Source organism: Lentzea sp. HUAS TT2 (assembly GCF_051853195.1).
Lineage (GTDB): Bacteria > Actinomycetota > Actinomycetes > Mycobacteriales > Pseudonocardiaceae > Lentzea.
Window position 1 is genome coordinate 7,217,188 of record NZ_CP196667.1, and the last position, 24,370, is coordinate 7,241,557.

The 24,370-nt window shown below is 70.9% G+C and carries 24 protein-coding genes; 16 read left to right on the plus strand and 8 right to left on the minus strand.

Annotated elements, in window-relative coordinates:
* Positions 1-67 precede the first annotated feature (67 nt).
* Positions 68-1,882: a hypothetical protein gene (locus ACSHWB_RS34475; protein WP_439657473.1), complete on the plus strand. Its 1,815-nt coding sequence runs from the start codon at positions 68-70 to the stop codon at positions 1,880-1,882.
* Here the strand turns inward: ACSHWB_RS34475 and ACSHWB_RS34480 are convergent.
* The gene (locus tag ACSHWB_RS34480) at positions 1,879-2,808 is read right to left on the minus strand and encodes an EamA family transporter (protein ID WP_439657474.1); all 930 of its coding nucleotides are present in this window, start codon (positions 2,806-2,808) and stop codon (positions 1,879-1,881) included. The two genes, ACSHWB_RS34475 and ACSHWB_RS34480, sit on opposite strands and share 4 nt — an antisense overlap.
* A gap of 84 nt (positions 2,809-2,892) precedes the next feature.
* On the opposite strand from ACSHWB_RS34480, the gene ACSHWB_RS34485 reads away from it, so the two are divergent.
* The 6 genes from ACSHWB_RS34485 to ACSHWB_RS34510 all read left to right on the plus strand — a co-directional run bounded on the left by ACSHWB_RS34485 (position 2,893) and on the right by ACSHWB_RS34510 (position 6,763).
* Positions 2,893-3,447, plus strand: a complete 555-nt coding sequence (locus ACSHWB_RS34485) for a CGNR zinc finger domain-containing protein (RefSeq protein WP_439657475.1) — start codon at positions 2,893-2,895, stop codon at positions 3,445-3,447.
* The gene (locus ACSHWB_RS34490; protein WP_439657476.1) at positions 3,448-4,041 is read left to right on the plus strand and encodes a GNAT family N-acetyltransferase; all 594 of its coding nucleotides are present in this window, start codon (positions 3,448-3,450) and stop codon (positions 4,039-4,041) included. It abuts the gene before it with no gap.
* A 94-nt stretch (positions 4,042-4,135) separates the two neighbouring features.
* Positions 4,136-4,267 carry a TauD/TfdA family dioxygenase gene (locus ACSHWB_RS34495; protein ID WP_439657477.1) on the plus strand — a complete coding sequence of 44 codons (132 nt, stop codon included), beginning with the start codon at positions 4,136-4,138 and terminating at the stop codon, positions 4,265-4,267.
* Positions 4,268-4,400: 133 nt separating this feature from the next.
* Positions 4,401-4,781: a TauD/TfdA dioxygenase family protein gene (locus ACSHWB_RS34500; RefSeq protein ID WP_439657478.1), complete on the plus strand. Its 381-nt coding sequence runs from the start codon at positions 4,401-4,403 to the stop codon at positions 4,779-4,781.
* 36 nt (positions 4,782-4,817) lie between these two features.
* On the plus strand, positions 4,818-5,756 hold the full coding sequence (locus tag ACSHWB_RS34505) for a LysR family transcriptional regulator (RefSeq protein ID WP_439657479.1): 939 nt from the start codon (positions 4,818-4,820) through the stop codon (positions 5,754-5,756).
* A gap of 47 nt (positions 5,757-5,803) precedes the next feature.
* Positions 5,804-6,763 (plus strand): TIGR03564 family F420-dependent LLM class oxidoreductase, encoded by a 960-nt coding sequence (locus ACSHWB_RS34510; protein WP_439657480.1) that lies wholly within the window; start codon positions 5,804-5,806, stop codon positions 6,761-6,763.
* Between the two features lie 151 nt (positions 6,764-6,914).
* Here ACSHWB_RS34510 and ACSHWB_RS34515 read toward each other — a convergent pair whose 3' ends face one another.
* Positions 6,915-8,333, minus strand: coding sequence for an aldehyde dehydrogenase family protein (locus ACSHWB_RS34515; RefSeq protein ID WP_439657481.1), 1,419 nt, complete (start codon positions 8,331-8,333; stop codon positions 6,915-6,917).
* 63 nt (positions 8,334-8,396) lie between these two features.
* On the opposite strand from ACSHWB_RS34515, the gene ACSHWB_RS34520 reads away from it, so the two are divergent.
* A complete protein-coding gene (locus ACSHWB_RS34520; RefSeq protein WP_439657482.1) occupies positions 8,397-8,990 on the plus strand; it encodes a TetR/AcrR family transcriptional regulator in 594 nt (197 codons plus the stop codon).
* Between the two features lie 7 nt (positions 8,991-8,997).
* Here ACSHWB_RS34520 and ACSHWB_RS34525 read toward each other — a convergent pair whose 3' ends face one another.
* Positions 8,998-10,227: a putative glycoside hydrolase gene (locus ACSHWB_RS34525; RefSeq protein WP_439657483.1), complete on the minus strand. Its 1,230-nt coding sequence runs from the start codon at positions 10,225-10,227 to the stop codon at positions 8,998-9,000.
* A 113-nt stretch (positions 10,228-10,340) separates the two neighbouring features.
* On the opposite strand from ACSHWB_RS34525, the gene ACSHWB_RS34530 reads away from it, so the two are divergent.
* A complete protein-coding gene (locus ACSHWB_RS34530; RefSeq protein ID WP_439657484.1) occupies positions 10,341-11,177 on the plus strand; it encodes an endo alpha-1,4 polygalactosaminidase in 837 nt (278 codons plus the stop codon).
* Here ACSHWB_RS34530 and ACSHWB_RS34535 read toward each other — a convergent pair.
* The 5 genes from ACSHWB_RS34535 to ACSHWB_RS34555 form a co-directional block, all read right to left on the minus strand.
* Positions 11,174-11,884, minus strand: coding sequence for a type 1 glutamine amidotransferase domain-containing protein (locus ACSHWB_RS34535; protein ID WP_439657485.1), 711 nt, complete (start codon positions 11,882-11,884; stop codon positions 11,174-11,176). The genes ACSHWB_RS34530 and ACSHWB_RS34535 overlap by 4 nt on opposite strands.
* Before the next feature lie 17 nt (positions 11,885-11,901).
* Positions 11,902-12,699, minus strand: coding sequence for an ion transporter (locus ACSHWB_RS34540; protein WP_439657486.1), 798 nt, complete (start codon positions 12,697-12,699; stop codon positions 11,902-11,904).
* A gap of 54 nt (positions 12,700-12,753) precedes the next feature.
* The gene (locus tag ACSHWB_RS34545) at positions 12,754-13,881 is read right to left on the minus strand and encodes a BMP family lipoprotein (RefSeq protein WP_439664724.1); all 1,128 of its coding nucleotides are present in this window, start codon (positions 13,879-13,881) and stop codon (positions 12,754-12,756) included.
* An 82-nt stretch (positions 13,882-13,963) separates the two neighbouring features.
* The gene (locus ACSHWB_RS34550; protein ID WP_439657487.1) at positions 13,964-14,488 is read right to left on the minus strand and encodes a GNAT family N-acetyltransferase; all 525 of its coding nucleotides are present in this window, start codon (positions 14,486-14,488) and stop codon (positions 13,964-13,966) included.
* Positions 14,485-15,543: a hypothetical protein gene (locus tag ACSHWB_RS34555; RefSeq protein WP_439657488.1), complete on the minus strand. Its 1,059-nt coding sequence runs from the start codon at positions 15,541-15,543 to the stop codon at positions 14,485-14,487. Before ACSHWB_RS34555 ends, ACSHWB_RS34550 begins: the two co-directional genes overlap by 4 nt.
* A 133-nt stretch (positions 15,544-15,676) precedes the next feature.
* Here ACSHWB_RS34555 and ACSHWB_RS34560 point away from each other — a divergent pair, with 133 nt between their 5' ends.
* The 7 genes from ACSHWB_RS34560 (at position 15,677) to ACSHWB_RS34590 (ending at position 23,971) form a co-directional block, all read left to right on the plus strand.
* A complete protein-coding gene (locus ACSHWB_RS34560; protein WP_439657489.1) occupies positions 15,677-16,243 on the plus strand; it encodes a MerR family transcriptional regulator in 567 nt (188 codons plus the stop codon).
* The gene (locus ACSHWB_RS34565) at positions 16,240-18,612 is read left to right on the plus strand and encodes a VIT domain-containing protein (RefSeq protein WP_439657490.1); all 2,373 of its coding nucleotides are present in this window, start codon (positions 16,240-16,242) and stop codon (positions 18,610-18,612) included. The genes ACSHWB_RS34560 and ACSHWB_RS34565 overlap by 4 nt, the downstream gene beginning before the upstream one ends.
* Before the next feature lie 45 nt (positions 18,613-18,657).
* Entirely contained in the window at positions 18,658-20,568 is a 1,911-nt protein-coding gene (locus ACSHWB_RS34570; protein ID WP_439657491.1) for a GH36-type glycosyl hydrolase domain-containing protein, read from the plus strand.
* A gap of 61 nt (positions 20,569-20,629) precedes the next feature.
* Positions 20,630-20,926, plus strand: coding sequence for a hypothetical protein (locus tag ACSHWB_RS34575; RefSeq protein WP_439657492.1), 297 nt, complete (start codon positions 20,630-20,632; stop codon positions 20,924-20,926).
* Between the two features lie 63 nt (positions 20,927-20,989).
* The gene (locus ACSHWB_RS34580) at positions 20,990-22,390 is read left to right on the plus strand and encodes a fatty acid desaturase (protein WP_439657493.1); all 1,401 of its coding nucleotides are present in this window, start codon (positions 20,990-20,992) and stop codon (positions 22,388-22,390) included.
* Between the two features lie 9 nt (positions 22,391-22,399).
* Complete coding sequence (locus ACSHWB_RS34585) at positions 22,400-23,011, plus strand: TetR family transcriptional regulator (RefSeq protein ID WP_439657494.1); 612 nt, start codon at positions 22,400-22,402, stop codon at positions 23,009-23,011.
* A 24-nt stretch (positions 23,012-23,035) separates the two neighbouring features.
* The gene (locus ACSHWB_RS34590) at positions 23,036-23,971 is read left to right on the plus strand and encodes an SDR family NAD(P)-dependent oxidoreductase (protein ID WP_439657495.1); all 936 of its coding nucleotides are present in this window, start codon (positions 23,036-23,038) and stop codon (positions 23,969-23,971) included.
* The last annotated feature ends 399 nt before the right edge of the window (positions 23,972-24,370 follow it).

Consider the following 24,370-nt stretch of genomic DNA (forward strand, 5'->3'; position numbering starts at 1 on the left):
ATCGTCCGTACTTTGACGCGGTGCGAACCTGCCCAGTTCACTCGGTGGTCGTCGAAAGGGCGTCACGGTGGAACTGCGGGATCTGGTCAGGGAGTCCGCGCTGGGCGGTCGGCTCGTGTTGTGGGAGGAGTCGGCCCGCGACGGCGCGCAGGGGAAAACCCTGATGAGTGCGGACTTTCGCGTGCACCTGGCGCGGGAGCAAGGTCTGCTGTTCGGTGACGACGGGCCGCGGCACGTGGTGTTCGCGGCCGGTTTTCCCGCTGTGTGCCAGGAGGAGTTCGCCGCTACCCGGCGGGTGGCGTTGGAGGCGGAGGGGTTTGTCAGTCCCGCTGCCGTGTGCCGGGGCACCCTCAAGGACGTCCAGCAGGCATGTGAGGCCGTCCGGGGTGTTCCGCACGCGCGGGTGATGATCGTGGTGCCGTCGTCCGACGAGATGGCCGACGCGATGGTCCACCAGCCCGCGGTGAAGGCGCTGGACGACGCTGCTCCGTTGGTGCTTGCCGCGCGTGCCAACGGGGTCATCGCCGACGTGTGTTTTGCGGATGCTCCGCGTGCGGACGTCGATGAGCTTGTGAGAGCGGCCAACGAGCTGACCGCGGTCGGCGCTGGGGTGATCGTCATCGCCGACACGACCGGTGACCTGCTGACCGAGTGTTGCGCCGAGCTGTTCGAGAAGCTGGCCGGGAGGGTGGCCGACGAGGTCGTGCTGGCCTCGCACCTGCACAACGACCTGGGGCTGGGTCTGGCGAACACGCTCGCGGCGGTGCGGGCCGGCGTGCGGGTGGTGTCGAGTTCGTGGCTGGGTGTCGCCGAACGCAGTGGCATGGTCGCGACCGAGCAGCTCCTGTTCCTCGTGTCCCAACGTGCGGACGAACTGCTGGGCGAGGCCGATCTCTGGCACACCAGCCCTGATCTGACCCGGCTTCCCGCGATCGCCCGGCAGGTGTCGGCGGAGATCGGGCTGCCGCTGACCGTGACCACGCCGATCGTCGGGACCGGGGTCGGCACGATCTCCACCGGCACGCCGTTCGTGCGGCCGGAGACGTTCCAGCCCTACGACCCGGCGGTGCTGGGCATCGAGCCGACCGTCGTGCTGACGCACCTGGCCAGCGCCCGCGTGCTGCGCGCGGTGGCGGAACGGGCCGGGCTGGACCTCGACCGGGCCGAGACGGCAGCGGCGCTGGCGTGGGTGAAGGCGGAGGCGTTCCGCCGCAACGAGGCCGTCATTCCCGACGGAGACCTCGCCGGGTTCGTGGGTCGGCTGCGTGCGGCCGCCGAGGCGCTGCGGGCCGGTGAGGCCGTCGTGCTGCCCAACCCGTTCCCGCTGACCTCGGTCGTCGCGGCCACTGCCCCGGACGTGGTCAACACCGCCAAGGGGCGCCCGGCGGACCAGGCGGTCGCGCTCTGGCTCGCCGACGACGAGCGCTGGGCCGAGTTCGCCGAGGCACTGGACCTCGACGGGCCGACCCGGGAGTTCGCCCGCGATCTGCTGGTGCGCGAACGCCTCACGCTGCTGCTGCCGTTGGTGCCTGGACGTGTGCCGGACTGGGCACGCCAAGCCACCCGCGACGACCACGCGCTGGTGTTCGGTGCCTGCTGGTCGCCGCTGCTGCCGGTGCTTGCCGGTGTCGGGCCATTGCACGTGAGCAGCGCCAACCGCACCGGGTCGAGTCCGGCGGCGTCAGCAGCCGAGGCACGGGCGATGTTCGCTGCGGAGGTCCACGTCCTCGACGCCGCAGACGGGGCACCGGCTGCTGGACGGGCTGCGACGACGACGTTGCGCGTGAGCCGCGACCACGGGCTCGTGCACACCCGTAGCGGCGCGCAGGACCGTGAGCACGCGAGCCCTGACGCCTACATCGAGCACCTGCGGACCCGCTAGACGGGCACGGCCACCGGCTCTGCCTGCCGCTCGGCCCGGACCGAGGCGATCCCGGCGAGGATCAGCAGGCCGCCGAACAGCTGCAACGGCGACAGTCCCTCACCCAGCAGCAGCCACGCGAACAGCGAGGCGGAGACGACCTCCAGCAATGCGATGAACGACGCCAGCCGCGAGCCGAGGATCCCCGAGGCGGTGATACCGCTCGCGTACGCCACGGCCGTGCCGATGACCGCCACGACGAGCAGCGGCACCCACCAGGCCGTCGGCGTGCCGAACAACGGCACGTCCCCGAACGTCGCGGTGAACGGCAGCAGACCGGTGGCTCCGATCAGGGCCAGGACGGGCGCGGCCAGCAGCAGTCCCGCGCCGGCCAGCGCGACCGGGGGCAGGCCGTCGTTGGGACGGGCGGCGATCACGAAGTACACGGAGCACCCGATGGCCGCGCCGAACGCCGCGGCCAGACCGATCGGGTCCACGGCCTGGATCGCGCCGGGCCCGATCACCAGCACCAGGCCGCCGACCGCGAGCACCGAGCCGATCAGGACGACGGGCGCGGGCGTCCGCCTGCTGACCGCCCACGTGAACCCGACCAGGATCAGCGGCGCGAGGAACTCGATGAGCAGCGCGGTCGCCACCGGGATCCGCGCGATGGCGGCGAAGTAGAGGACCTGCGTGATCGCCACCCCGACCAGGCCCATGCCCAGCACCGGCCAGCGGGCCTGCAGCAACAACGCCCACCGGCCATGCATCTGCACGGCGACGAAAGGCAGCAACACCAGCCCGGCGGTGAGCGCGCGGGCCGTGACGGCGGCGGCGGGGGACCAGCCGGCCTCGAGCAGCGGCTTGACGAACGCGCCGGAGGTGCCGAACGCGATGAACGAGACCGCCGCGGCGATCAGCCCCGTGGACTTCGACGGCATGCCCATGTCGCGCCTCCCCGACCCAAACGATGTAATGGCCTAACCTGGCTTACGGCCCTGACGCTAGGCCGGTCTCGGTAAGGAGTCAATTTGCGTTTTGCCCCTGACACGGAGGAGTCGCTCGCGTTCGTCGTGGCGCTGTGCAACACCGACCCGTCGGCGTCCCGCAGCGGTGACGACGAACTGGCCACGGTCGACCAGCTGATGGTGGTGCTCGGCCAGTACCACTACACGGGCCGCATCGACCGCGACGAGCCGGAACTGCGGGAGGTCCATCGCACGCGGGCCCTGCTCAGGCGCGTGTGGTCGCTCAGCAGGGACGACGCTGTCGAGGCCGTCAACAAGATGCTGCGCGACGCCAAAGCCCTGCCCCATCTCGTGCGGCACGACGACCTCGACTGGCACATGCACGCCACCGAACCCGGCTCGCCGCTCGCCGAACGCATCCGCGTGGAGGCCGCGCTCGCCCTCATCGACGTGATCCGCATGAACGAGATGGCCCGCCTGCGGGTCTGCGCGGCCGACGACTGCGAGGGCCTGCTGCTCGACCTGTCCCGCAACGGCCTCAAGCGGTTCTGCAGCGTGCGGTGCGGCAACCGGATGAACATGATCGCGTTCCGCGAACGCCGCGCGGACGATAAGTGAGTGCCTCTTCTCGTCGGCCCGTCGAGCCCCGCAGGCTCCCTGGGCGCCCTTGAACAACCACGCCTGGACGTCGACGATCGCCTGGTGTTGCGGCCGTGGCGCGAGAGTGACGCCGAGACCGTGATGAAGGCGTTCAACTGCCCCGACATCCAACGGTGGCACGTGCGGCGCATGGACTCGCGCGAGGAAGCCGTGGGCTGGATCGAGGGCTGGGCGACGCGCTGGCGTGACGAGACGGACGCCAGCTGGGCGATCAGTCGCGACGACGAGGTGCTCGGTCAGGTGGGCCTGCGTCACCTCTCGCTGTTCGAAGGATCGGCCGCCCTGTCGTACTGGGTGCTCCCCAACGCCCGCGGAGCCGGTATCGCCGCACGCGCCGCGCTCGCCATGACCGAGTGGGCCTTCGAAGTCGTTGCCCTGCACCGGCTCTCACTGGAGCACTCGACGGCCAACCTGGCGTCGTGCCGGGTCGCCGCCAGGCTCGGGTTCGAGGTCGAGGGAACGCTGCGGGGTTCCGCACGGCACGCCGACGGCTGGCACGACATGCACCAGCACGCCAGGCTGCGCACGCGGTCAATCCCTTCCAGCAGTTGAGAAGACTTGTTTTCGCGCCACGCAAAGTCGTCGGGGCCACCCGAGCATCCGCATCGTGGAGGACAGATTTGCCCTCCACGAAAGGAAGTTCGCGATGACCGCACAGCTTTCCGAGCACGGCAAGGCGAACAGCTGGCACACCGACGTCACGTTCGTCGACCGCGTGCCGGCGATCAGCATCCTGCGCGCGATCGAGCTCCCTCCCTATGGGGGCAACACGGTGTAGGCGAACACGGCGCGCGCGTACAGCGAGCTGCCCGAGGCGTTGAAAGCGCTCGTGGACCGGCTGTGGGCGGTGCACACCAACCTCTACGACTACGCGGGCCACGTCGGACTCGACCCGCATCGGGGGAGTGGACGTGAAGGAGGAGACCTACCGCGAGGAGTTCGAGTCGCGCCGCTACGAGACCGAGCACCCGATCGTGCGCGTGCACCCGGAGACCGGCGAACGGGCGTTGCTGCTCGGGCACTTCGTGAAGCGGATCGTGGGGGTGAGCGCCACGGAGTCGCGGGCGATCTTCAAGCTGCTGCAGGACCGCGTGACGCGGCTGGAGAACACCGTGCGCTGGCAGTGGTCCGACGGCGACGTGGCGGTGTGGGACAACCGGGCGACGCAGCACTACGACGACCTGCGCCGCCGCCTGCACCGGGTCACGATCGCCGGTGACGTGCCGGTGAGCGTCGAGGGCGTGGCCGGCACGACGATCGTCGGCGACGCGGCCCACTTCGCCGCCCTGTAGGAGCCGATGCCCGCCAGGCATCGAGGTGGTTGGCTGGTGGGTGTGGAACTGCGGCAACTCAGGTACGTGGTGGCGGTGGCCGAGCACCGCCACTTCCGGCGCGCGGCCCTGGCGCTCGGCATGACACAGCCCTCCCTGTCCCGGCAGGTGGGAGCGGTCGAACGAGAGCTCGGCACCACGTTGTTCGAACGGACGGCGCGCGGCGTGGTGCCGACGGCGGCGGGCGCGGTCTACGTCGTGCACGCCCGCCGGGTGCTGGAGCAGGTCGAGGCCGGGGCGACCGAGGCGCAACGGGCGGCGCGCGGGCAGGCGGGATCGCTGCGGCTGGGCTTCGTGGGCGAGGCGCTGATCGAACTGCTGCCGTCGCTGCTGGCGCGGTTCCGCTCGGCGCATCCCGGCGTGGTGCTGGAGTGCCGCGAACTGTCGACGGCCCAGAGCGGTGCGGCACTGCTGGCGGGCGACATCGACCTGGCGATCAGCCGTGGCGCGCCGTCCGGGGAGGGCGCAGAGCGGCTGACCGCGGTGCCGGTCGCGGCCGATCACCTCATCGCGGTGTGCCACCGCGGCCATCCGTTCGCGGGCAGGCCGGCGATCACGCCGGGACAGCTGCGCGGCCAGCCGCTCATCGCCGCCCCCGCCGCCGACGAGCCGTCCGCTGCGCGTGTGCTGGCCCCGTTGCTGGAGGCCGGGAGCGGCGTCACGCACGCCCGGGACGTGCACACCGTCATCGGGCTGGCAGCCTGCGGGATGGGAGTCGGGCTGGTGCCGTCGAGCGTGCGGCGGCTGGCCAGGGCCGAGACCGTCATGGTGGAGGTCGACCCACCGCTGCGGCTGCCCGATCTCACCATGTCGTTCCGCAGCGCCGACGTGTCGCCGCCGCTGGGTGCCTTCCTGGACGTCACGAGGGCGCACTGCCCCGGCACGGGCAAGCTCCTGGCCCGGCTGATGCCCCGGAAGCATCACGAGCCGCGTTGACGGGCATCGCCGCCACGGGCGGGGTCCGCAGCGGGTGACATGGGGACATGTCGATCACTTCGCAAGTGCGGTACGGCGTCACCCTGGGAGGCCCGCCGGGGGACAACCTGGTCGAGGCCGCGGTGCGCGAGGCCGCCGAGGCGGCCGAGTACGGCGCCGCCTCGGTGTGGATGGGGCAGCGCCTGGACTACGACGCCATCGGCCTGGCCGGGCTCGTCGGGTCTCGGGTGCCCGGCATCGACGTCGGGGTGTCCGCGGTACCGGTGTTCGCCCGGCACCCGCTGCTGGTGGCGAGCCAGGCGCAGACGACGCAGGCGGCCCTCGGCGGCCGGTTTCACCTCGCAGTGGCCCTGGGCGCGCCGCCGATCGTCGAGCAGGCGTTCGGCCTGCCGTGGGAACGCCCGGTGGCCCGCCTGCGCGAGTTCCTCACCGTGCTGGGGCCGCTGGTCCGCGGTGAGCCGGTCGCGCACGAGGGCGAGCTGATCACCGCCCGCTCGCTGCTGCCGACCGCCGTCCCCGGAGCGTCCGCGACCCCGCTCCTCGTCGCGGCCATGGCCCCGAAGGCCCTGCGGATCGCCGGGGAGCTGGCGGACGGCACCGTTCCGTACCTGGCCGGTCCGCGAGCGCTGGCCGAGCACGTCGTCCCCGCCATCACCGCCGCGGCGAAAGCCGCGGGACGGTCTGCTCCCCGCATCGTCGCGCTGGTGCCCGCGGCCGTCACGACCAGCGCAGACGCCCACAGCACCATGGCCGGCGGGCTCGCCTTCTACACCCAGTTCGAGTCCTACCGGCGCGTCCTCGCGCTCAACGGAACCGAGAACCCCGTGGACCTCGCGCTGCTCGGCGACGAGGACACCGTGGCCGAGGGGCTGCGCGCCTACGTCGAGGCCGGTGCGACCGAGGTCGTGCTGACCGCGCACCACGACCTCGACGCCGCCACCCAGTCCAGGACCCGCCGGCTGGCCGGGGCGCTCACCCGCGAGGCGACCAGTGTGTCGACGTTGTAGTCGGACTTGTCGCAGTTACCCCACCGGGCTACGTCACCTGGCACCGCGACCGAGCACACGCGCAGAACCGTCCTGAGGTCGGCGGCCGTGCTCGACCTGGCTGGTCGGCTCGCGGAGTGGCAGCGGCAGGAACGCCGTTTCGCCGTCGGGGTCACCCGCGACGCATGATGAGCTGCGCGAGGCGCGCCCCGAACCCGGTGTACGGCGGCTGGGCCAGCCGGAGCGTGTCGAGCGCGAGCGGCTTGCGCAGCACCGGCTTGAGGTGCGAGAAGGCCCGCCACGAGTGGTGCCCGTGGTAGGCGCCGATCCCGCTGGCCCCGACGCCGCCGAACGGCAGCCCCGACGCGGCGACGTGGATCAGGCCCGCGTCGTGCACCACCGCGCCGGACGAGGTGCGCTGCTCGAACAGCCGCCGGGTGCGGGCCGAGGACGTGAAGACGTACAGGGCCAGTGGCTTGTCCCAGTTGTTGACGACTTCGACCGCCTGCTCGGCCGAGTCGACCGCCACCACGGGCAGGACGGGGCCGAAGATCTCGTCCCGCAGCACCGGGTGGTCCGCGTCCGGGCCGACGGCGAGCCGGCCGCCGCTCAGCGTCACGACCGTGGGCGCGAGGTAGCGTTCCGCCCGGTCGTGCTCGCCGCCGACCACCACGTTCGTGCCGTCCAGCAGGGACACGAGCCGGTCGAACTGCCGCTCGTTCACGATGCGGCCGTAGTCCTCGCTCGCCCGCGGGTCCGTTCCCCACAGGTCCTCGATCGCCCTGCGCAGCGCGTCCACGAGCGCGGGGATCCGGTCTGGCGTGGTCATCACGTAGTCGGGGGCGACGCACGTCTGGCCCGCGTTGGTGAACTTCGCCCACACCAGGCGCCGGGCGGCCTGGTCCAGGTGGGCGTCGTCGTCGAACCAGGCAGGCGACTTGCCGCCCAGCTCCAGCGTGACCGGCGTCAGGTGCTCGGCCGCGGCCCGCATCACGATCCGGCCGACCGTGCCGCTGCCGGTGAAGACGATGTGGTCGAACCGCTGGGTCAGCAGCTCGGTGGTCTCCGCGACGCCGCCCTCGACCACGCGCACGGTGCCGTCGGGGAAGTACGCGGGCACCAGCCGGGCGATCAGCGCGGACGTCTCCGGCGCGAGCTCGCTCGGCTTGAGGACGGCCGTGTTGCCCGCCGCGAGCACGCCGACCAGCGGGTCGAACAGGAGCTGCATCGGGTAGTTCCACGGCGCGATCACCAGCACCACGCCGAGCGGTTCGGGCACCAGCCTGGCCCGCGCCGGCCACAACCCCATCGGCACCGGGCCTCGCTTCGCCCGCGACCACTTCCGCAGGTGCCGCAGCGTGTGGCCGATCTCCGCCAGCACCACGCCGATCTCGGTCAGCTGCGCCTCACCCGCGCCTTTGTGCAGGTCGCTCCACAGGGCGGCCTCGAACGCCCGCTCGTTCTCGAGGAGCATCGCGCGCAACGCCCTGAGGCCGGCGGCGCGGGCTGCCACGGGGCGGGTGGCGCCGGAGTCGAAGACCTCGCGCGCACCGGACACGGCCGCGGGGATGTCAGCTGTCGTCGTGGGCATGCACCCACCCTACCGCAATACGAAACAGATTCTTTTCGTTTCTCGACCGGTACAGTGGGCGAGGTGACGACGAGAGCAGCCGCGCAGGGGCGCCCGAAGGACCCGCGGGTGGACGCGGCCCTGATCAACGCCGCCATCGAGGTCCTGAACGAGACGGGGTGGGCCTCGTTCACCACCACGGCCGTCGCCAAGCGCGCGGGTGCCTCGACCGCGTCCCTCTACCGCCGCTGGCCGTCCAAGCAGGCGCTCGCCGGGGCCGTGGCCCGCCACATCACCCAGGCCGAGCTGAGCGGCATCGACACCGGCTCCCTCGAAGGCGACGTCCGGGAGCTCCTCGCACGCAAGCGGCGGATCCTCGAGGCCGCCACCGGGCCTGCGCTGCTCTCGCTGATGGGTCAGGCCGCGCACGACCCGGAGCTGCGGCAGATCCTGCACGACGACGTGTACCTCGCGGTCCGCGAACAGCTCGGCGCACTGATCGCCCAGGGCGTGCGCCGGGGCGAGCTGGCCAGGGGCATCGACGGCACGCAGATCGAGGTCCTGACGCTGGTGCTGATCGGCACCGCCCTGGCCAGGTCGGTCTTCATCCAGACCGCCGCCCCTGAGGCCGCCGAGGCCGAGCTCCGCCTCCTGCTGGCCGTGATCACCGGAGCCTGAGCGGACGTCAGCAGTTCGCGCGCAGCAGCACACCGGTGGTGCCGGGCAGGCTGACCGAGGTCACTGGCTTGCCGTCGTGGTCCTGGTAGGTGCGGTTGAGCGAGACCGTGGTCGCGGGGCTGCCGGTCGGGTTCGCGTTGACCAGCGCCATGCCGCAGGTGAAGTCCCGCCGGAAGACCTTGTCCGAGACCACCCGGTAGGCGCCGGCGGGATGCCCGAGGTACCAGTCGTACTCGGGGTGCCACGGCGTCGGGCCCGCGTACCCGTCGGTCTTCGCGATCTCGGCGATCGCGGCGTTCCCGCCGGTGGTCATGTACAGGCTGGCCAGCGCGTACCGGAAGGCCCTCGTGTCGCCCACGTCGAAGTGCGGCTGCACCCAGGTCATCTTGCCGTTCGCCTCGTTGAAGGCGATCTCGGCGACCTGCCGGCGCCAGCCCTCCGGGTAGTCCTCCAGCAGCCGGTCGCTGGAGAACGTCAGCCACCACTCGTCGAACCCGCCGTCGAGGTAGGCGCCGTACGCGTCCCAGCCGCCCGCGTGCAGCCGCGCGTTGGTCAGGTTGCCGACCGAGAGCAGTCCCGCGGCCGAGAAGGCGCTCCTGATCTCGGCGAGCATTCCTTTGTAGGCCGCCTGGAACGACGCGTTGTCCGGATATTTCGGCGGGCACTCGCCGGAGTGATAGGCGTCGCACGTGTAGAGGGCGTTGTCGAGGAACACCCCGTCGAATCCGCTGGATTTGGAGCTCGCCACAACGCTGCTCACCCACGCCTTGCGGTAATCCGGATTTCCGACGTCCATCTGCCAATGGCCTTCGTAACCGGAATAGAGCAGTTCCTTCCCGTCGGTTCCGCGCAGGAACCACTCCGGGTTGCTTTCCCGGACGGCGCAGTAGCCCAGACCCGTGGGCAGGTAGGCGTCGTCCCTGCCCTGCTTGCACGCGTAGGAGCGGGTGGAGGAGAGGTCCTTGTAGACGTACACCTTGACCTGCGGGTTCGCCGCCTTGAGCTTGCGCAGCAGATCGCCCTCCCACGCGTTGAGCACGACGTGGGCCCGGCGTTTCGCCTCGGTGGCGATCGTGGCGTCGTCCACCGGCGTGCTGTTGAGGTGCAGCCAGAACGACTGCGTGCGTCCCACGGGGGCGGTCGTCCGCGGCGAGGCGGCCTCGGCCGGGCCGATCGCGGTGACCAGCAATGTCAGCGCGGCGACGATTCCCCGCACTTTGCCTGTTTTCTCAAGCATCGCTCCTCCTCGCCCGAACTCCTGCGGGTGAGGAGTACCCGTCACGGGGAAACGAGATGACGGCGAAGTGGTAAACCACCTGTTGCGGTGTGGCGGTGTGATGAAATGACACGGTGAGTACGACCGCCGCTCCTGGCAGGGTGATCCTCCTGCTCGTCGCACTGCTCGCCGGGTGCACAGGAGGTCACGACGACCCACCGCCGGTGCACCGGGCCGCGGTGACGCTGCCGCCGTCACCCGCCGTGCTGGACTACCAGCTGGGCACCGCGTACCCGCCGCCAGCCGGGGTCACCCTGGTGGCCAGGGACAGCACCGCCTCACCCGCGCCGGGCGTGCACAACGTCTGCTACGTCAACGGCTTCCAGACCCAGCCGCAGGAACGCGAGTTGTGGCTGACCCAGCGCAGGCACCTGATCCTCAAGGACTCCGGCGGCGAACCGGTGATCGATCCCGAGTGGCCGGACGAGCTCCTGCTGGACACCTCGGCACCGTCCAACCGGGACGAGCTCGCGCGGATCACCGGTGAGTCGATCACCCGCTGCGCCGACCGCGGCTTCCAGTCCGTCGAGATCGACAACCTCGACTCGTACACGCGCTCAGGCGACCGGCTGACGATCGACCACAACCTCGCGTACGCGGCGCTGCTCAGCGCGCGGACCCACGACCGGGGCCTGCCGATCGGCCAGAAGAACTCGGCCGAGGTCAGCAGGCGCGCCCACGACGAGGTCGGCTTCGACTTCGCCGTCACCGAGGAGTGCCACGCCTTCTCCGAGTGCTCGGCGTACACCGAGGTCTACGGCGCCCAGGTGATGGACATCGAGTACACCGACAACCTGCGCGGCACGTTCGCCGAGGTGTGCGCGGACCCGGCGACCCCGAAGACGACGACGTTGCGCGACCGGAAGCTGGTCGGGCCGGACAACGCGGCGTACGCCTTCCAGCACTGCTAGGCGAGCAGCTCCGCGAACGTCCTGGCGAACAGGTAGGCGTCACCCGGCCAGCGCGCCGACACGTACTGGTCGTCCCGCACCACGAACGCGGGCCCGTCGTCGGTGGCCGTGCCGCGCTTGCTCAGCTCCACCGGCCCGCGCTCGAACACCGCACCCGACGCCACGACCTCGTCCTGCACGTACGCGGGATAGGTCCGGTAGTACCGCCCGCGCAGCCACGCAGTGGAGAAGTACGCCGCCCGTTCCATGTACTTCGGCAGGCACGTCGTGCGCCGCCCGGCCAGCACCCCGGCGCGGGCGAGCACCAGCACGCCGTGACAGATCGCGCCGACGGGCCGTCGCAGCGCCCAGAACCGCGCGACGACCTGCTGGAGCTCCGCGGAACCCAGGTACTGCCGCATCCCCGGAGCGTGCCCGCCGGGCAGTACGAGCCCGTCGAACTCCTCCGGCACCACCGACCTCCACGCCAGCGGTGCGCGGTAGGCGGGGGAGTCGAGCATCTCCCGGTAGAACGCCTTCGGCTCGGCCTCGGCGCCGAGCTTGCCGAACAGGACACCGGTCAGCAGCAACGGATCGGCCGCCGGCGCGGTGCCGCCGCGTTCGGTCGCGAAGACCACCTCGTGCCCGGCGTCGGTGAGCACCTTCCACGGCACCGCGACCTCGGTGACGTCGAAGTCCTGGTCGGGCAGGGGGAGCAGCACGCGCATGGGCCGATCCTGCCAGCTCAGACCGAGGCCTTGCCGCGCAGTGCCTCCACGTCGGCGCGGAGCCTGCGGACCTCCGCGAGGATCTCCATCGTCGCCGCCATCTCCTCGCGGTCGTGCTCCGCGTGCTCCTCGGTCATCTGGCTCTGCATCGCGGTCACCGCGACCGCGATGAACAGGTTGAGCACCGTGAACGAGGTGACGACGAGATAGCCGACGAAGAAGACCCACGCGAACGGCCTCTCCGCCATGACCTGCCGCGCGACCTCCGACCACGCCTCGCCGGTCATCACCTGGAACAGGGTGAACAGCGAGTCGCCGAGATGCCCGAAGTACTCCGGCGCGACCGTGCCGAACAGCTTCGTCGCGATGACCGCCGACACGTACAGCACCAGCGCCAGCAACGCGGTGATGGAGGCCATGCCCGGCAACGCCGTGAGCAACGCCGACACGACCCGCCGCATGCTGGGCACCACGGACACGAGCCGCAGCACCCGCAGGACCCGCAACGCGCGCAGCACGGAGAACGACCCGGACGCCGCCGGCAGCAGGGTGACCACGACGACCACGGTGTCGAACCAGTTCCACGGATCGCGGAAGAAGCTCCTGCCGTACGCGCCGAACCGCAGCGCGAGCTCCGCGACGAAGACCGCCAGCGCCAGCCGGTCGATCACGTGCAGGGCCTCGCCGAACGACGCGAGCAGCTCCGGCGACGTCTCCGCGCCCAGCGTCACCGCGTTGACCAGGATCACCGCGGTGATCAGCTTGTTGAACCACGGGGCGTCGACCAGGACGCGCAGCCGAGCACGGGGAAGCACGAAGATCAACCTATCGAGGTGATCTTCGTGCTCTCCGGTTCGCCCGTTCGGCCGCTAGATCTGGTCGGCGACCTTGATCTTGCCCTCGATGATCTGCGCCTTGTAGCCCTCGAGGATCCCCTGCAGCTTCGCGTCGATCTTGCCGCCCGACGTCGCGTACCCCATGCCGTTCGACTTGAGGTCGAAGACCTTGGGCAGCGACGCGAGGTTGTTGGCCGCTGCGGCGTGGAAGAAGTCGTAGACGGCGACGTCCACGCGCTTGAGGCTCGACGCGACGATCACGTCGCGGTTGGCCGCGAGTGCCGGCTGGTTGTACTGGTCGGCGTCGCAGCCGATCGCGAGCACGCCCGCCTGCTTGACCGCGGCGAACACGCCGATGCCGGACGCGCCCGCCGCCGGGTAGACGACGTCGGCGCCCTTGTCGATCAGGCCCTTCGCGGCCTCCTGGCCCTTCGGCGGGTCCTGGAAGCCGGTGAAGTCGCCTGCCGGGGTGATGTACTTCTTGTCGATCTTGACCTTCGGCGCCGCCGTGCGGGCGCCCTGGTTGTAGCCCGCCTCGAACTTCTGGATCAGCGGGATGTCCACGCCGCCCACGAAGCCCACGTGGCACTTCTTGCTCTGGTACGCGGCGACGACGCCCGCGAGGAACGCGCCCTCCTGCTCGGCGAACACCAGCGGCGTCACGTTGGCCGCACCGTCCACAGCGGAGTCGACGAGGCCGAACTTGACGTTCGGGAACTCCGGCGCGACGACCTTGAGCGACTCGGTGTAGGCGAAGCCGACGCCGACGATCGGGTTGAAGCCCTCGGTCGCGAGCTGGCGCAGGCGGGTCTGCTTCGCGGCCTCGTCCTCGTTCGGTGCCGCGGAGAGCTCGCGGGTGTTCTCCTTCTTGACGCCCATGTCCTTGATCGCCCGGTCGAACCCGGCTGCGGCGAGGTCGTTGAACGACGCGTCGCCGCGGCCGCCGATGTCGTAGGCCAGGCCGATCTTCAACGCGCTGCCGTCGACCTTGTCACCGCTCGCGGCGCTGGTGCTGGACGCGGGGGGCGCGGTGGGCGGCGTCGAGAACTCGCAGGCGCTGCCGGACCCGGTGGGCGAGGTGCCACCACCGGAGTCCTTGGCGCAGGCGCTCACCACTATGAGGCTGGTCAGCGCGATCGCGGCCACGGCGGTGCCACGCATACGACGACGCACGGTTCGTCTCCTCAAACTCGGCTTCAGGAGGCGGACGCTACCTCGCACCTCGATCAAACCGGTTGAGAGTTCACTTACTGGGATCGAGGATTTTACGAAAGACGAGGAAGTCGCACGGACACGCGAGGTGCGGCACCAGCAACGGGTACGCGCTCTCAAGACTGTCCTTGCGCACCAGGCTGTAGCCGATGCGCGTGTACCAGCCGCGCAGGAACTCCTTGACCGGGTGCGCCCATCCCTGCGGCACCAGCAGTTCCAGCTGCATCTCCGCGAAACCGTGCGCACGGCCCCAGTTCTCGGCGAACGACACGAGGTCGCGGCCCAGGCCGGTGCCCCGTTCCTCCGGCGCTGCGACGAGCATCCCGAACTCGCCGACTCCGTCCTCGATCTGCTGGACGCGCACGGAACCCACGACGCGGCCGCCCGACCGGACCACCGCGAGCTGTCCGGTGGCGATGAGCTCCGCCACCTCGGCCTCGGTGGTCCGGCTGTTGCCCTCCAGCCAGATGCCCTGCTCCGCGTCGGCGTACACGCGGTTGATCAGTGCCGCGATCTCCGCGGCGAGCCCGGTGTCCGAGATCAGGACCGGGGTCACCACGGCGACGGCTGGGAGATCTTGGCGAGCTCGTCGGCGTGCTGGAGCACCCCGAGCTCGCGCAGCATGCGGTCGCGCTGCACCGGGTCGTGCGCGACGTGCGAAGCGTGCAGTGCCTTGCGCAGACGGGCTTTCCGGCGCGGTGTCCACGGGCTCGCGATGGCGAGCTTCGCGGCTCGCAGCGCCGCCTTGTCACGGGTGCGCGCCAGGGCGTCGCGGCCGTCGTCGCCCAGGCCCAGCAACGACAACAGGCGTTCCCGGAGCTCGCGGCCGATGCGCGCCCACGTCGTCGTGCGTTGACGCGAGGCGCGGATCTCGATGCCGAGCGCGAGGTGCAGCATCACCAGGCCGAGGACCGGTCCGAGCAGGACGCGGGCGCCACCGGCGACCGGGCCGGACAGGCTGAAGGCGGCGAACGCGGCGAACGCGGTCAGTGCCCAGGCCACCAGGCGGGCAGGGCCGGGACGGCCGTCGCGGCGCACCCCTCCGCGCATCGCCCAGCCGCATGCGATGAGGGCCGCCTCCATCACGGAGAACAGGACGACCCGCTCCACGACGTCGGTGATGCCCAGGCGCTGCTCGAAGAACCGCCACGAGGTGTCGACGCTGACACCGATGCTCATCAGCGCGACGGCGTAGAAACCCTTGGCGCCGGCCGGTTTGGCGGGCTTGGCGGGCGGTTCGGCCGCGGGCAGTTCGGTGGCAGGAAGTGCGGCGGGCAGTTCGGCAGCAGGCAGTGCTGCGGCAGGCGCGGGCAGCTCGGCGGGGACGGCCTTGTCGGCCTCGTCCAGCTTCGCGAGCAGCTCCGGCGTCAGCAGCGCGTGGCCCGCCGTGTCGGTCATGCCGTTGCGCGCACGCCACTTGTTCACGATCGCCCTGGTGTGGGAGCTGGTGGGCACCGCCTGGCCCTGCTTGTGCAGCCAGCGGCGGACGTCCTCCACCGTGCAGCCGCGCGGCAGGTGCTCCAGCGCGTACTCGATCTTGGCGGTCTGCGTCTTCAGCGGCGCCAACGCGGCGCTGTGGTCGGTCAGGATGCCGACCTCGTCCGTGGTCACTCGTGCTCTCCGTCCTCATGTGGGGGGCTTGCAGGGGCACGCGGACCCGCCGGACCCTACCCGGCTACCGGGCGTGAACATCATCAGGTTTACGACGTTGACACTGTCACGGTTGCAGTGTCACTATTCGGGGGTGTGGACGCTCGACGAGTTGCTGGACCGCGTCTCCGCCGCGTTGACGGCGGAGTACTCGGGTGCGCCCAACGGCCGCGTCCGGGACGTGCCCGACAAACGGGCCGTCCGCTGGTACGCGACGACAGGGTTGGTCGACAGGCCGTCGGCGATGCGCGGCCGCACGGCGTTGTACGAGAAGCGCCACCTGCTCCAGCTGGTGGCGGTGAAGAGACTTCAGTCGCAGGGGAGGACGCTGGCCGACATCCAAGCCGAGCTCGCGGGCGCCACCGACACGACGCTCGCGACCATCGCCCGCGTTCCTGACCAGCTGCTCGACTCCGGTGACGCGCCGGAGCCGGAGGCCGTTCGCCCGAGGTTCTGGGCCGAACCCGCCGCCGCGCCGCCCGCCCCGCCCGCACCCGCCGAGGCCTTCGCCCTGAACGGCGTCGCGCTCGGCGGAGGTGCCGTCGTCCTCGTGCCGGGCACGCCCACCGCGGCCGACCGCGCGGACATCGCGGCGGCCGCCCGGCCACTGCTCGACCTGCTCGCCGCCCGCGGCCTGCTCAACGAAAGGGAACCGTCATGACCTTCTCCGTCGCCCCGATGAAGGCCGCCGAAACCGACCGCATCGGCCGGACGACCGAGGACGCGGGACTCGGCGCGCTGCGCACCGAACGCGGCAACCTGCCCCTGGAACAGCTAGATGTGAGAGCGACGATCACCGGTCTGGTCGGCCGCGTCGTGCTCAAGACCGGGTTCGTGAACACCTACGACACCGCGCTCGAAGCGACCTACGTGTTCCCGTTGCCGGACCGCGCCGCCGTCACCGGCATGAAGATGACCGCGGGTGACCGCACGGTGGAAGCCGACCTGCAGGAACGCGCCCAGGCCCGCCAGACCTACGACAACGCGATCGCGGCCGGCCAGCAGGCGTCCATCGTGGAGGAGGAACGGCCCGACGTCTTCACCATGCGCGTGGGCAACATCCCCGCGGGTGAACGGGTGTCCGTCGAGCTGACCATGGTCGGGCCGCTGGTGTTCGAGGACGGCGCGGCCACGTTCCGGTTCCCGCTGGTGGTGGCGCCGAGGTACGTGCCGGGCACACCGCTGCCGGGCCCGTCCGTGGGCGACGGGCACGCCACCGACACGGACCTCGTGCCGGACGCGTCCCGGATCTCGCCGCCCGTGCTGCTGCCGGGCTTCCCGAACCCCGTGCGGCTCGGGATCGGCGTGGAGATCGACGCCGCCGGGCTGGAGCTCGGCGAGGTGCGGTCGAGCCTGCACACCGTGGTCGCCGAGGGCAACACCGTGACGGTCACGCCGGGTGAGCGGGTCGACCGCGACTTCGTGCTCCGCCTGGCGTACCGGGGGAACAGCTCCGCGGTCGTGTGCGTGCCGGACCCGGACGACAGCGGTGAGGGCACCTACCAGCTGACGGTGCTGCCGCCCGAGCCCGAGGCACCGGTGCGGCCGCGTGACGTCGTGCTGCTGCTCGACCGGTCCGGCAGCATGTCGGGCTGGAAGATGGTCGCGGCCCGGCGCGCGGCCGCCCGCATCGTCGACACGCTGACCGCGGACGACACGTTCTCCGTGCTGACCTTCGACCACCAGGTCGAACGGCCGGAGACGCTCGGCGGCGGACTCGTCACGGCCACCGACCGCCACCGGTTCCGCGCCGTCGAGCACCTGGCAGGCGTGCAGGCCCGCGGCGGCACCGAGATGTACGAACCGCTGCGGCAGGGCCTGAGCCTGCTCGCCGACGCGGCCTCGGGACGCGACCCCGTCCTCGTGCTCGTCACGGACGGTCAGGTCGGCAACGAGGACCAGATGCTCCGAGACATCGCCCCGGTCATCAACCGGACGCGGATCCACGCCGTCGGCATCGACTCGGCCGTCAACGCGGGCTTCCTCGGCAGGCTGGCCGCCGCCGGTGCGGGCCGGTGCGAACTGGTCGAGAGCGAGGACCGGCTCGACGAGGCGATGACGCACATCCAGCGGAGGATCGGCGCGCCGGTGATCACCGACGTGGTGCTGTCGCCGTCGTCCGACCTGCCCCGGCTGCCCACGGCGATCTATCCGGGCGTGCCGCTGGTCGCGTTCGGCCGGTACCGCGGCACGGCGCCGGAGTCGTTCAGCGTGCGCGGCCGGACCAGGGACGGCGCGGACTGGCAGGAGACGGTACCCGTGCGGCGGCACACCTCGCCGGCCGTGCGGGCGCAGTGGGCCCGGGCCGCGCTGCGCGACCTGGAGGACCGGTACGCGGTCGGCGACCGGTCGCTGGAGTCGGAGATCGTCCAGACCTCGCTGAAGTTCGGGGTGTTGTGCCGCTTCACCGCGTTCGTGGCGGTGGACGAGCGGGTCGTGTCCGACGGGACCGTGCACCGGGTGGTGCAGCCGGTCGAACAGCCCGCCGGGTGGGAGCTCCAGTCTCCGGCGTTCCCGATGGCGGCGCCGAGTTTTGCCGGTGCCGCACCGAGTTTCGCCGGTGGAGCACCGGGTGGCGGTTACGGCGCGCCCCCGCCCCCTGCCGCGCCCATGGCCGTCTCGGCCGGCCGGCCGAGGGCGCGGAAGCTGATGCGCGGCTCCGCACCCGAGGGAATGCCGGCCGCCGACGCGGCGGCACCGAAGCGGATCTCCGCGCCCGCACCGGTCCCGCCGGCCGACGACCCGGCCGACCTGCGCGAGATCGTCGCGCGCGAGGTGCAGCGCCTGGAGCAGGACGCGGCACTGCCCGCGTGGGAGCGACGCGACCTGCTCGCCGACCTGGCCAGCCGGCTCGGCATCCTGATCTCCGGCCGGCAGGGCGCGGCGTACGAGCCGTTGCGCGCCCTGGTCGAGGAGATCGGCGCCGGGACAGACGTGGACAGGACGTGGGCGCGGGCGTTGGAGGTGCTGCGGGGGTTCGCGGCGGTGAAGGCCGCCGAACCGGACCGCCGCCGCGGGTTCTGGCGCTGATCGGACGATTGCCCGCCAGGTGGTCGTGCCGCAACGCTCTCCCGTGTGAGCGCGTTCGGTGAGTGGACGACAGTCGAGGGCCTGCCCGCGTTCGAGTACCGGGCAGGCCCTCGGTCGTGGGATCCGATCATCGACCCGCCGTCGTCGACGCACCGGGTGCACCTGGGCAACCGCCGGATCACCCTGGTGGCCGACAGCGACGGGCTCTTCGGCGTCTGGGACGAGCACCTCGGCTGCCGGTGGATCGCCGAGCAGACCGGTGTCGCCCGGCTCGGCGATCTGCCGATCGACTCCTCCGCGAAGCTCTTCGGGCCGACTTTCTGCCGGATGGCCGTGGTGTCGGACGACGTCGAGGTCGAACGCACGGTGTTGTGCCCGGAGGGTGCGGTGCCGTGGGTGCTGATCAGGGTCGACGTGCTCAACCGGTGCGATGGGGTGCTGCGCCGGTCGTTGAGCGAGGAGTGGGTGGTGCGGCCGCGTCTCGTGGACCTGGAGTTCGGGCCCGTGCGCGGTGACGCCCCGCCGGACGCGCCCGTGGTGGCGCTGGAGAACTTCGGCGGCGAACGGGCGGAGACCACCGCCGGGACGCTGACCGTCGAGGCCGCGCTCGACCTCGTGTCGGGGGAACGGACGACCGTGTGGTTCCGGTTCGGCCTGCTCGACGGACCCGCGGACCCCGAAGCCCTCTACGCGGCCAGTCTGGCCGGCCTGCGGGACCGTCTCCCGTCGGCACCCGCCGAGATCCAGTGGCACGCGGCGTTGCTGACGGGCGGCGCCTGCGTCGACGGAGTGCTCGGCGGGCACACGCTGAACCAGGGTTCGGCGTACTCGTTCCGGCACGGTTTCAACGGCGCCGCAAGGGATCCGTTGCAGCACGCCCTGCCGTTGGTGCACCTCGAACCGGACCTGGCGCTCTCGGTGCTGCGCAACACGTGTGCCTGGGGAAGCCAGGACGGCGACCTCCCGTACGCGCTCGGCGGCCGCAAACAACCATGGACGCAGCTGTTCCGCCCGTCCGACCAGAACCTGTGGGCGCTCTGGCTCGCCGCCGAGTACGCCGCCGCGACCGGAGACCTCGCCGCGTTCGGCGAACCCGTGCCGTACCACCCGAGCCACGGCGCCGATCCCGTTGCACTCGGCGAGAACCTGCGGCGCCAGTTCAGGTTCTTCGTGGACGAGGTGGGCGTGGGGGAGCACGGCCACGTCCGGATCCTCAACGCCGACTGGAACGACCTCGCCATCAAGGAGTCCGGAGTGGACCGTGAGGTGATGATCGAGCGGGGCGAGTCGGTGCTGAACTCGGCGATGGCGGCCTGGGTGCTCCCGTTGTACGCGGACCTCGCCGATCGCCTGGGTGATGCCGCGACCGCTGCCGAGGCACGCCAACGCGCTGCGGTTCTTCGTGAGCTCGTCGCAGGGGAGTGGAACGGCAGTTGGTTCCGGCGCGCACATGGCCCCGGCCGCAAGGTAGTCGGTGATCATGACCTGTGGCTGGAAGTGCAGCCGTGGGCGATCCTGTGCGGTGCCGCCACTTCTGACCAGGCGCGCGCACTCCTCAAGACCATCGATGAGACCTGCCGGGCCGGTTCACCGCTGGGCGCCCTTCACCGCTGGCCCGTTCCCGAAGGCACGCAGGGCCAGGTGTGGGCATCGGTCAACATGACCCTGATCTGGGCGGCTTCCCACTACGACATGGACCTGGCGTGGGACGAGTGGCACCGCATGACCCTGCACGCACACACGGCCGCCTATCCAGAGGTGTGGTCGGGAACGCTGTCCGGCCCCGACTGCTACCTCGCCCCGGACAGCGACCGTCCTGGTGAGACGTGGGCGTTGCCCGACTTCGGCACCGCGATGCAGGCGTATCCCGTCGCGAACCTGCACAGCCACTCCCAGCCGTTGCTCGCCTACCTGCGGCTGAACGGCGTCGTACCCCGATTCGGTGAACGAGCGTGACGGACCGGGCATCCCCGTGGTCCTGACTGGTGCCCCCGCACCAGTTGCACGAGGAGTTCCGTTGACCAGCCCCAGCCACCGAGTCGTCCAGCTGCGCACGCCGTTGACCCAGGACGAGCGGCTGTCTGTCGTCGAGCAGACCGCTCTGTGTCACCCCGCTGTGCACAGCGTCGAACTGTCCTCCGAGGGTGAGATCCACGTCGAGGTCGTGGTGTGGCGCGGAAGTTCGCCGCTGCGGACCGTCCACGACATCTCCGCGGCCCTCGGCGCCGTGCTCCCCGACGTGCGCGTCCGCCTGACGGTGTCGGCCGTCGCGTACAAGCGGCGCACCACGACGCTGCTCGCGGTTTACAAATAGTGCCCTCTTGTCCAACTGGGTTTACATGCCCTACCGTTCTGTCAACCTCCGGAGGAGAGTGGCATGAGCGACATGAAGGCAACGGTGCCCGTCGGCTCAACCGAGCAGTGGACCGACGGCAAGCGGTACCTGTGGCTGCTGGGGCTGGTCGTCCCGTCGCTTGCGTTCCTGGCGATCGGGATGCACGCGGCGACGGGCTGGGGCGTGTGGTTCTGGATCGGCCCGATCGTGGTGCTGGTCATCGTCCCGGCGATCGACCTCTTCGCCGGTCTCGACCGCAGCAACCCTCCCGACGACGTGATCGAGCGGCTGGAGAACGACCGCTACTACCGCTGGATCACCTACCTGTTCCTGCCGATCCAGTACATCGGGTTCGTGGTGGCGTTCTGGCTGATCGCGCGCGGTGACCTGGCCGTGGTGGACAAGATCGGCCTCGCGGTGTCGATCGGGTGCATCGGCGGGATCGGCATCAACACGGCGCACGAGCTGGGCCACAAGAAGGAGAGCCACGAGCGCTGGCTGTCCAAGATCGCGCTCGCGCAGAGCTTCTACGGCCACTTCTACATCGAGCACAACCGCGGCCACCACGTGCGGGTCGCGACCCCGGAGGACCCGGCGAGCAGCAGGGTGGGCGAGAGCTTCTACCGCTTCTGGCCGCGCACGGTCTTCGGTTCGGTCAAGTCGGCGTGGCGGCTCGAACGCAAGCGGTACGGCCGGCGCGACCGGCACCCGTACCGGCTGGGCAACGACGTGCTCAACGCGTGGCTGATGTCGGCCGTGCTGTGGGCCGGAATGATCGCGTGGCTCGGCGCGGGCATCGTGCCGTACCTGCTGGTCCAGGCGGTGATCGGCTTCTCGCTGCTGGAGGTCGTGAACTACATGGAGCACTACGGGATGCGGCGGCAGATGGTCGGGGCGCCCGGCCGCAGGCGGTACGAGCGGGTCGATCCCAGCCACAGCTGGAACTCCAACAACATCGCCACCAACGTCCTGCTCTACCACCTGCAGCGGCACAGCGACCACCACGCGAACCCGACCCGGCGCTACCAGACGCTGCGCGACTTCGCCGAGTCCCCGGTGCTGCCGACCGGGTACGCGGGCATGATCCTGCTGGCCCTGGTGCCGCCGCTGTGGCGGCGCGTGATGGACCCGCGGGTGCAGGGTCACTTCGGCGGTGACATCGGCCGCGCCAACATCCAGCCCGGCAAGCGCGCGAAGGTCCTCGCCCGGTACGGCGGCACGGACACCGGTTCGGACGTGATCGTGGACAGCCGTGGTGACGCGACCGCGGGCGGCATGTGCCCAGGCTGCGGCTACGTCTACGACGAGAAGACGGGCGACCCGCGCGAGGGCTTCCCCGCCGGAACGCCTTGGGCGGACATCCCCGACTCGTGGTGCTGCCCGGACTGCGGGGTGCGCGAGAAGATCGACTTCGTGGCGCCGGGCCGCGTGACGTCGGCCTAGGATCTGGTCATGGGCGGTACTTCTCCAGCGGCTTCCGGTCCACGCCGGCAGCCGATCATCGAAGCGGCGATCGAGATGACCGCCCGCGACGGCTGGGCCGCGGTCACGATGACGCGGCTCGCCGAGCAGGTCGGCGTCAGCCGTCAGACCGTCTACAACGAGATCGGCTCGAAGAACTCCCTCGCCGACGCCATGCTCGCGCACGAGCTGCACCGGTTCATCAGTGCCATCAGCGACGCCTTCGACCGTCACGCGGACAACCTCGTCGAGGCGATCCACGACGCCGTCCGCGACGTGCTCGAACTCGCCCGCGGCAACCTCCTGGTCCGCGCCATCGCCTCCGCCACGCACGGCGCCGACACCGAGCTCGTCCCGCTGCTGACCACCCACGCCGAGACCCTGCTCACCGAGGTCAAGGTGATGCTCGCGGCCCGCGTCGAGTCGTACCGGACGGGCCTGACGGCCGAGCAGATCGAGGTGCTGATCGACCTCATGACGCGCACCGTGCTCAGCCACGTCGTCCAGCCCACGGGCACCCCGGCCACCACCGCGGACGGGCTGGCGTGGCTGGCGTCACGTGTGCTCGACGGCCCCGCGAGGAAACCACTTCGCTACGGCTGACGAACACCAGAGGTGAGCGGACTGATGAGCGTGCTCGACACCGTGGCCGACCGGCTCGTGGTCCCCGGCTACTCGAAGTGGGGTTACCGGCTCCGCAAGGGCAGCTGGTCCGCCCTGGAACCCGGCGCCCTGAACGGCGCCCGTGCCGTCGTGACCGGGGCAGGCTCGGGCATCGGCAAGGCGACCGCGCTGGGCTTGGCCCGTCTCGGCGCGGAGGTCGTGCTGGCCGTACGCGACGAACGCAAGGGCGAAGCTGCCCGTGCCGAGATCGTGGCTGCGGTCCCGGAGGCTGTCGTCCAGATCGGGCTCTGCGACGTGTCGAGCCCGGAGTCCGTGCGCCGGTTCGCCGCGGAGATCGACCGCCTCGACGTCCTGGTGCACAACGCCGGAGTCCTGCCGCAGGAACGCAAGGTCACCGCCGAGGGCCACGAGCTGACGTTCGCCACGCACGTCCTCGGCCCGTTGCTGCTGACCGACCTGCTGCGCCCGCTGCTCGCGGCCTCCGACGACCCGCGAGTCGTGTTCGTCTCGTCCGGCGGCATGTACACCCAACGTCTCCGCGGCGACGACCCCGAGTACCGCGAGGGCACCTATCGCGGCGCCACCGCCTACGCGCGCACGAAACGCATGCAGGTCGCGCTGGTCCCACTGCTGGCGGAACGCTATGCGGCCGACGGCATCGCCGTGCACGGCATGCACCCAGGCTGGGCCGACACCCCGGGCGTCGCCGGATCACTGCCCGGCTTCCACAAGCTGACCGGCGCCTTCCTCCGGACCTCCGAGGAAGGCGCCGACACGATCGTCTGGCTGGCCGCCACGAGTCCCGCCCCGCGCACCGGCCAGTTCTGGCACGACCGCCGCGAGCGTCCGACCCACCTGCTGCCGACCACCGGCGAGAAGCCGGAGGACGTGGTCGCGTTCTGGCAGTACTGCACGAGCGCGGCGGGAGTTCTCCCCTAAGCACCTGGCGAGAAGTCTTGTCCCCGGCCCGTCGGGTCCAGTTCCCGATGAGTCACAAGGGGCCCGGCACGCCCTTTTTTTGCAGTACGCGGGGTCCCCGCGTGTGCTCTGACAGTACGAAAGGTCCCCGCGTGCGGTTCTAGACTTGAGCCGGGCGCGCTCAAGTTCGGGGTGGGGGGTAGCCCGTCGTTTCGGACAGGACTTCCGGTCAGGTGCTCAGAGGACGGACATCTGAGATCGGGGTCGTGCCCCGGAGGGATGTCCTTTGTGAAGACCACGGGCTCGAACAAGCCCCTGGGTGTCCTCGTCGCGCGTTCATCCCGGAGTTCAAGGCGGAGATCGTCGAGGCTTCCGCTTGATTGGGCTGGGTACGGCCCGCATCGCCGCACCGGACACACG

Bases quoted from the DNA above. Each gene is read 5' to 3' on its own strand.
- ACSHWB_RS34565 (WP_439657490.1), top strand. From the start codon at position 16,240: ATGACCTTCTCCGTCGCCCCGATGAAGGCCGCCGAAACCGACCGCATC.
- ACSHWB_RS34585 (WP_439657494.1), top strand. From the start codon at position 22,400: ATGGGCGGTACTTCTCCAGCGGCTTCCGGTCCACGCCGGCAGCCGATC.
- ACSHWB_RS34480 (WP_439657474.1), bottom strand. From the start codon at position 2,808: ATGGGCATGCCGTCGAAGTCCACGGGGCTGATCGCCGCGGCGGTCTCG.
- ACSHWB_RS34590 (WP_439657495.1), top strand. From the start codon at position 23,036: ATGAGCGTGCTCGACACCGTGGCCGACCGGCTCGTGGTCCCCGGCTAC.
- ACSHWB_RS34515 (WP_439657481.1), bottom strand. From the start codon at position 8,333: ATGCCCACGACGACAGCTGACATCCCCGCGGCCGTGTCCGGTGCGCGC.
- ACSHWB_RS34545 (WP_439664724.1), bottom strand. From the start codon at position 13,881: ATGCGTGGCACCGCCGTGGCCGCGATCGCGCTGACCAGCCTCATAGTG.
- ACSHWB_RS34580 (WP_439657493.1), top strand. From the start codon at position 20,990: ATGAGCGACATGAAGGCAACGGTGCCCGTCGGCTCAACCGAGCAGTGG.
- ACSHWB_RS34495 (WP_439657477.1), top strand. From the start codon at position 4,136: ATGACCGCACAGCTTTCCGAGCACGGCAAGGCGAACAGCTGGCACACC.
- ACSHWB_RS34510 (WP_439657480.1), top strand. From the start codon at position 5,804: ATGTCGATCACTTCGCAAGTGCGGTACGGCGTCACCCTGGGAGGCCCG.
- ACSHWB_RS34535 (WP_439657485.1), bottom strand. From the start codon at position 11,884: ATGCGCGTGCTGCTCCCCCTGCCCGACCAGGACTTCGACGTCACCGAG.
- ACSHWB_RS34525 (WP_439657483.1), bottom strand. From the start codon at position 10,227: ATGCTTGAGAAAACAGGCAAAGTGCGGGGAATCGTCGCCGCGCTGACA.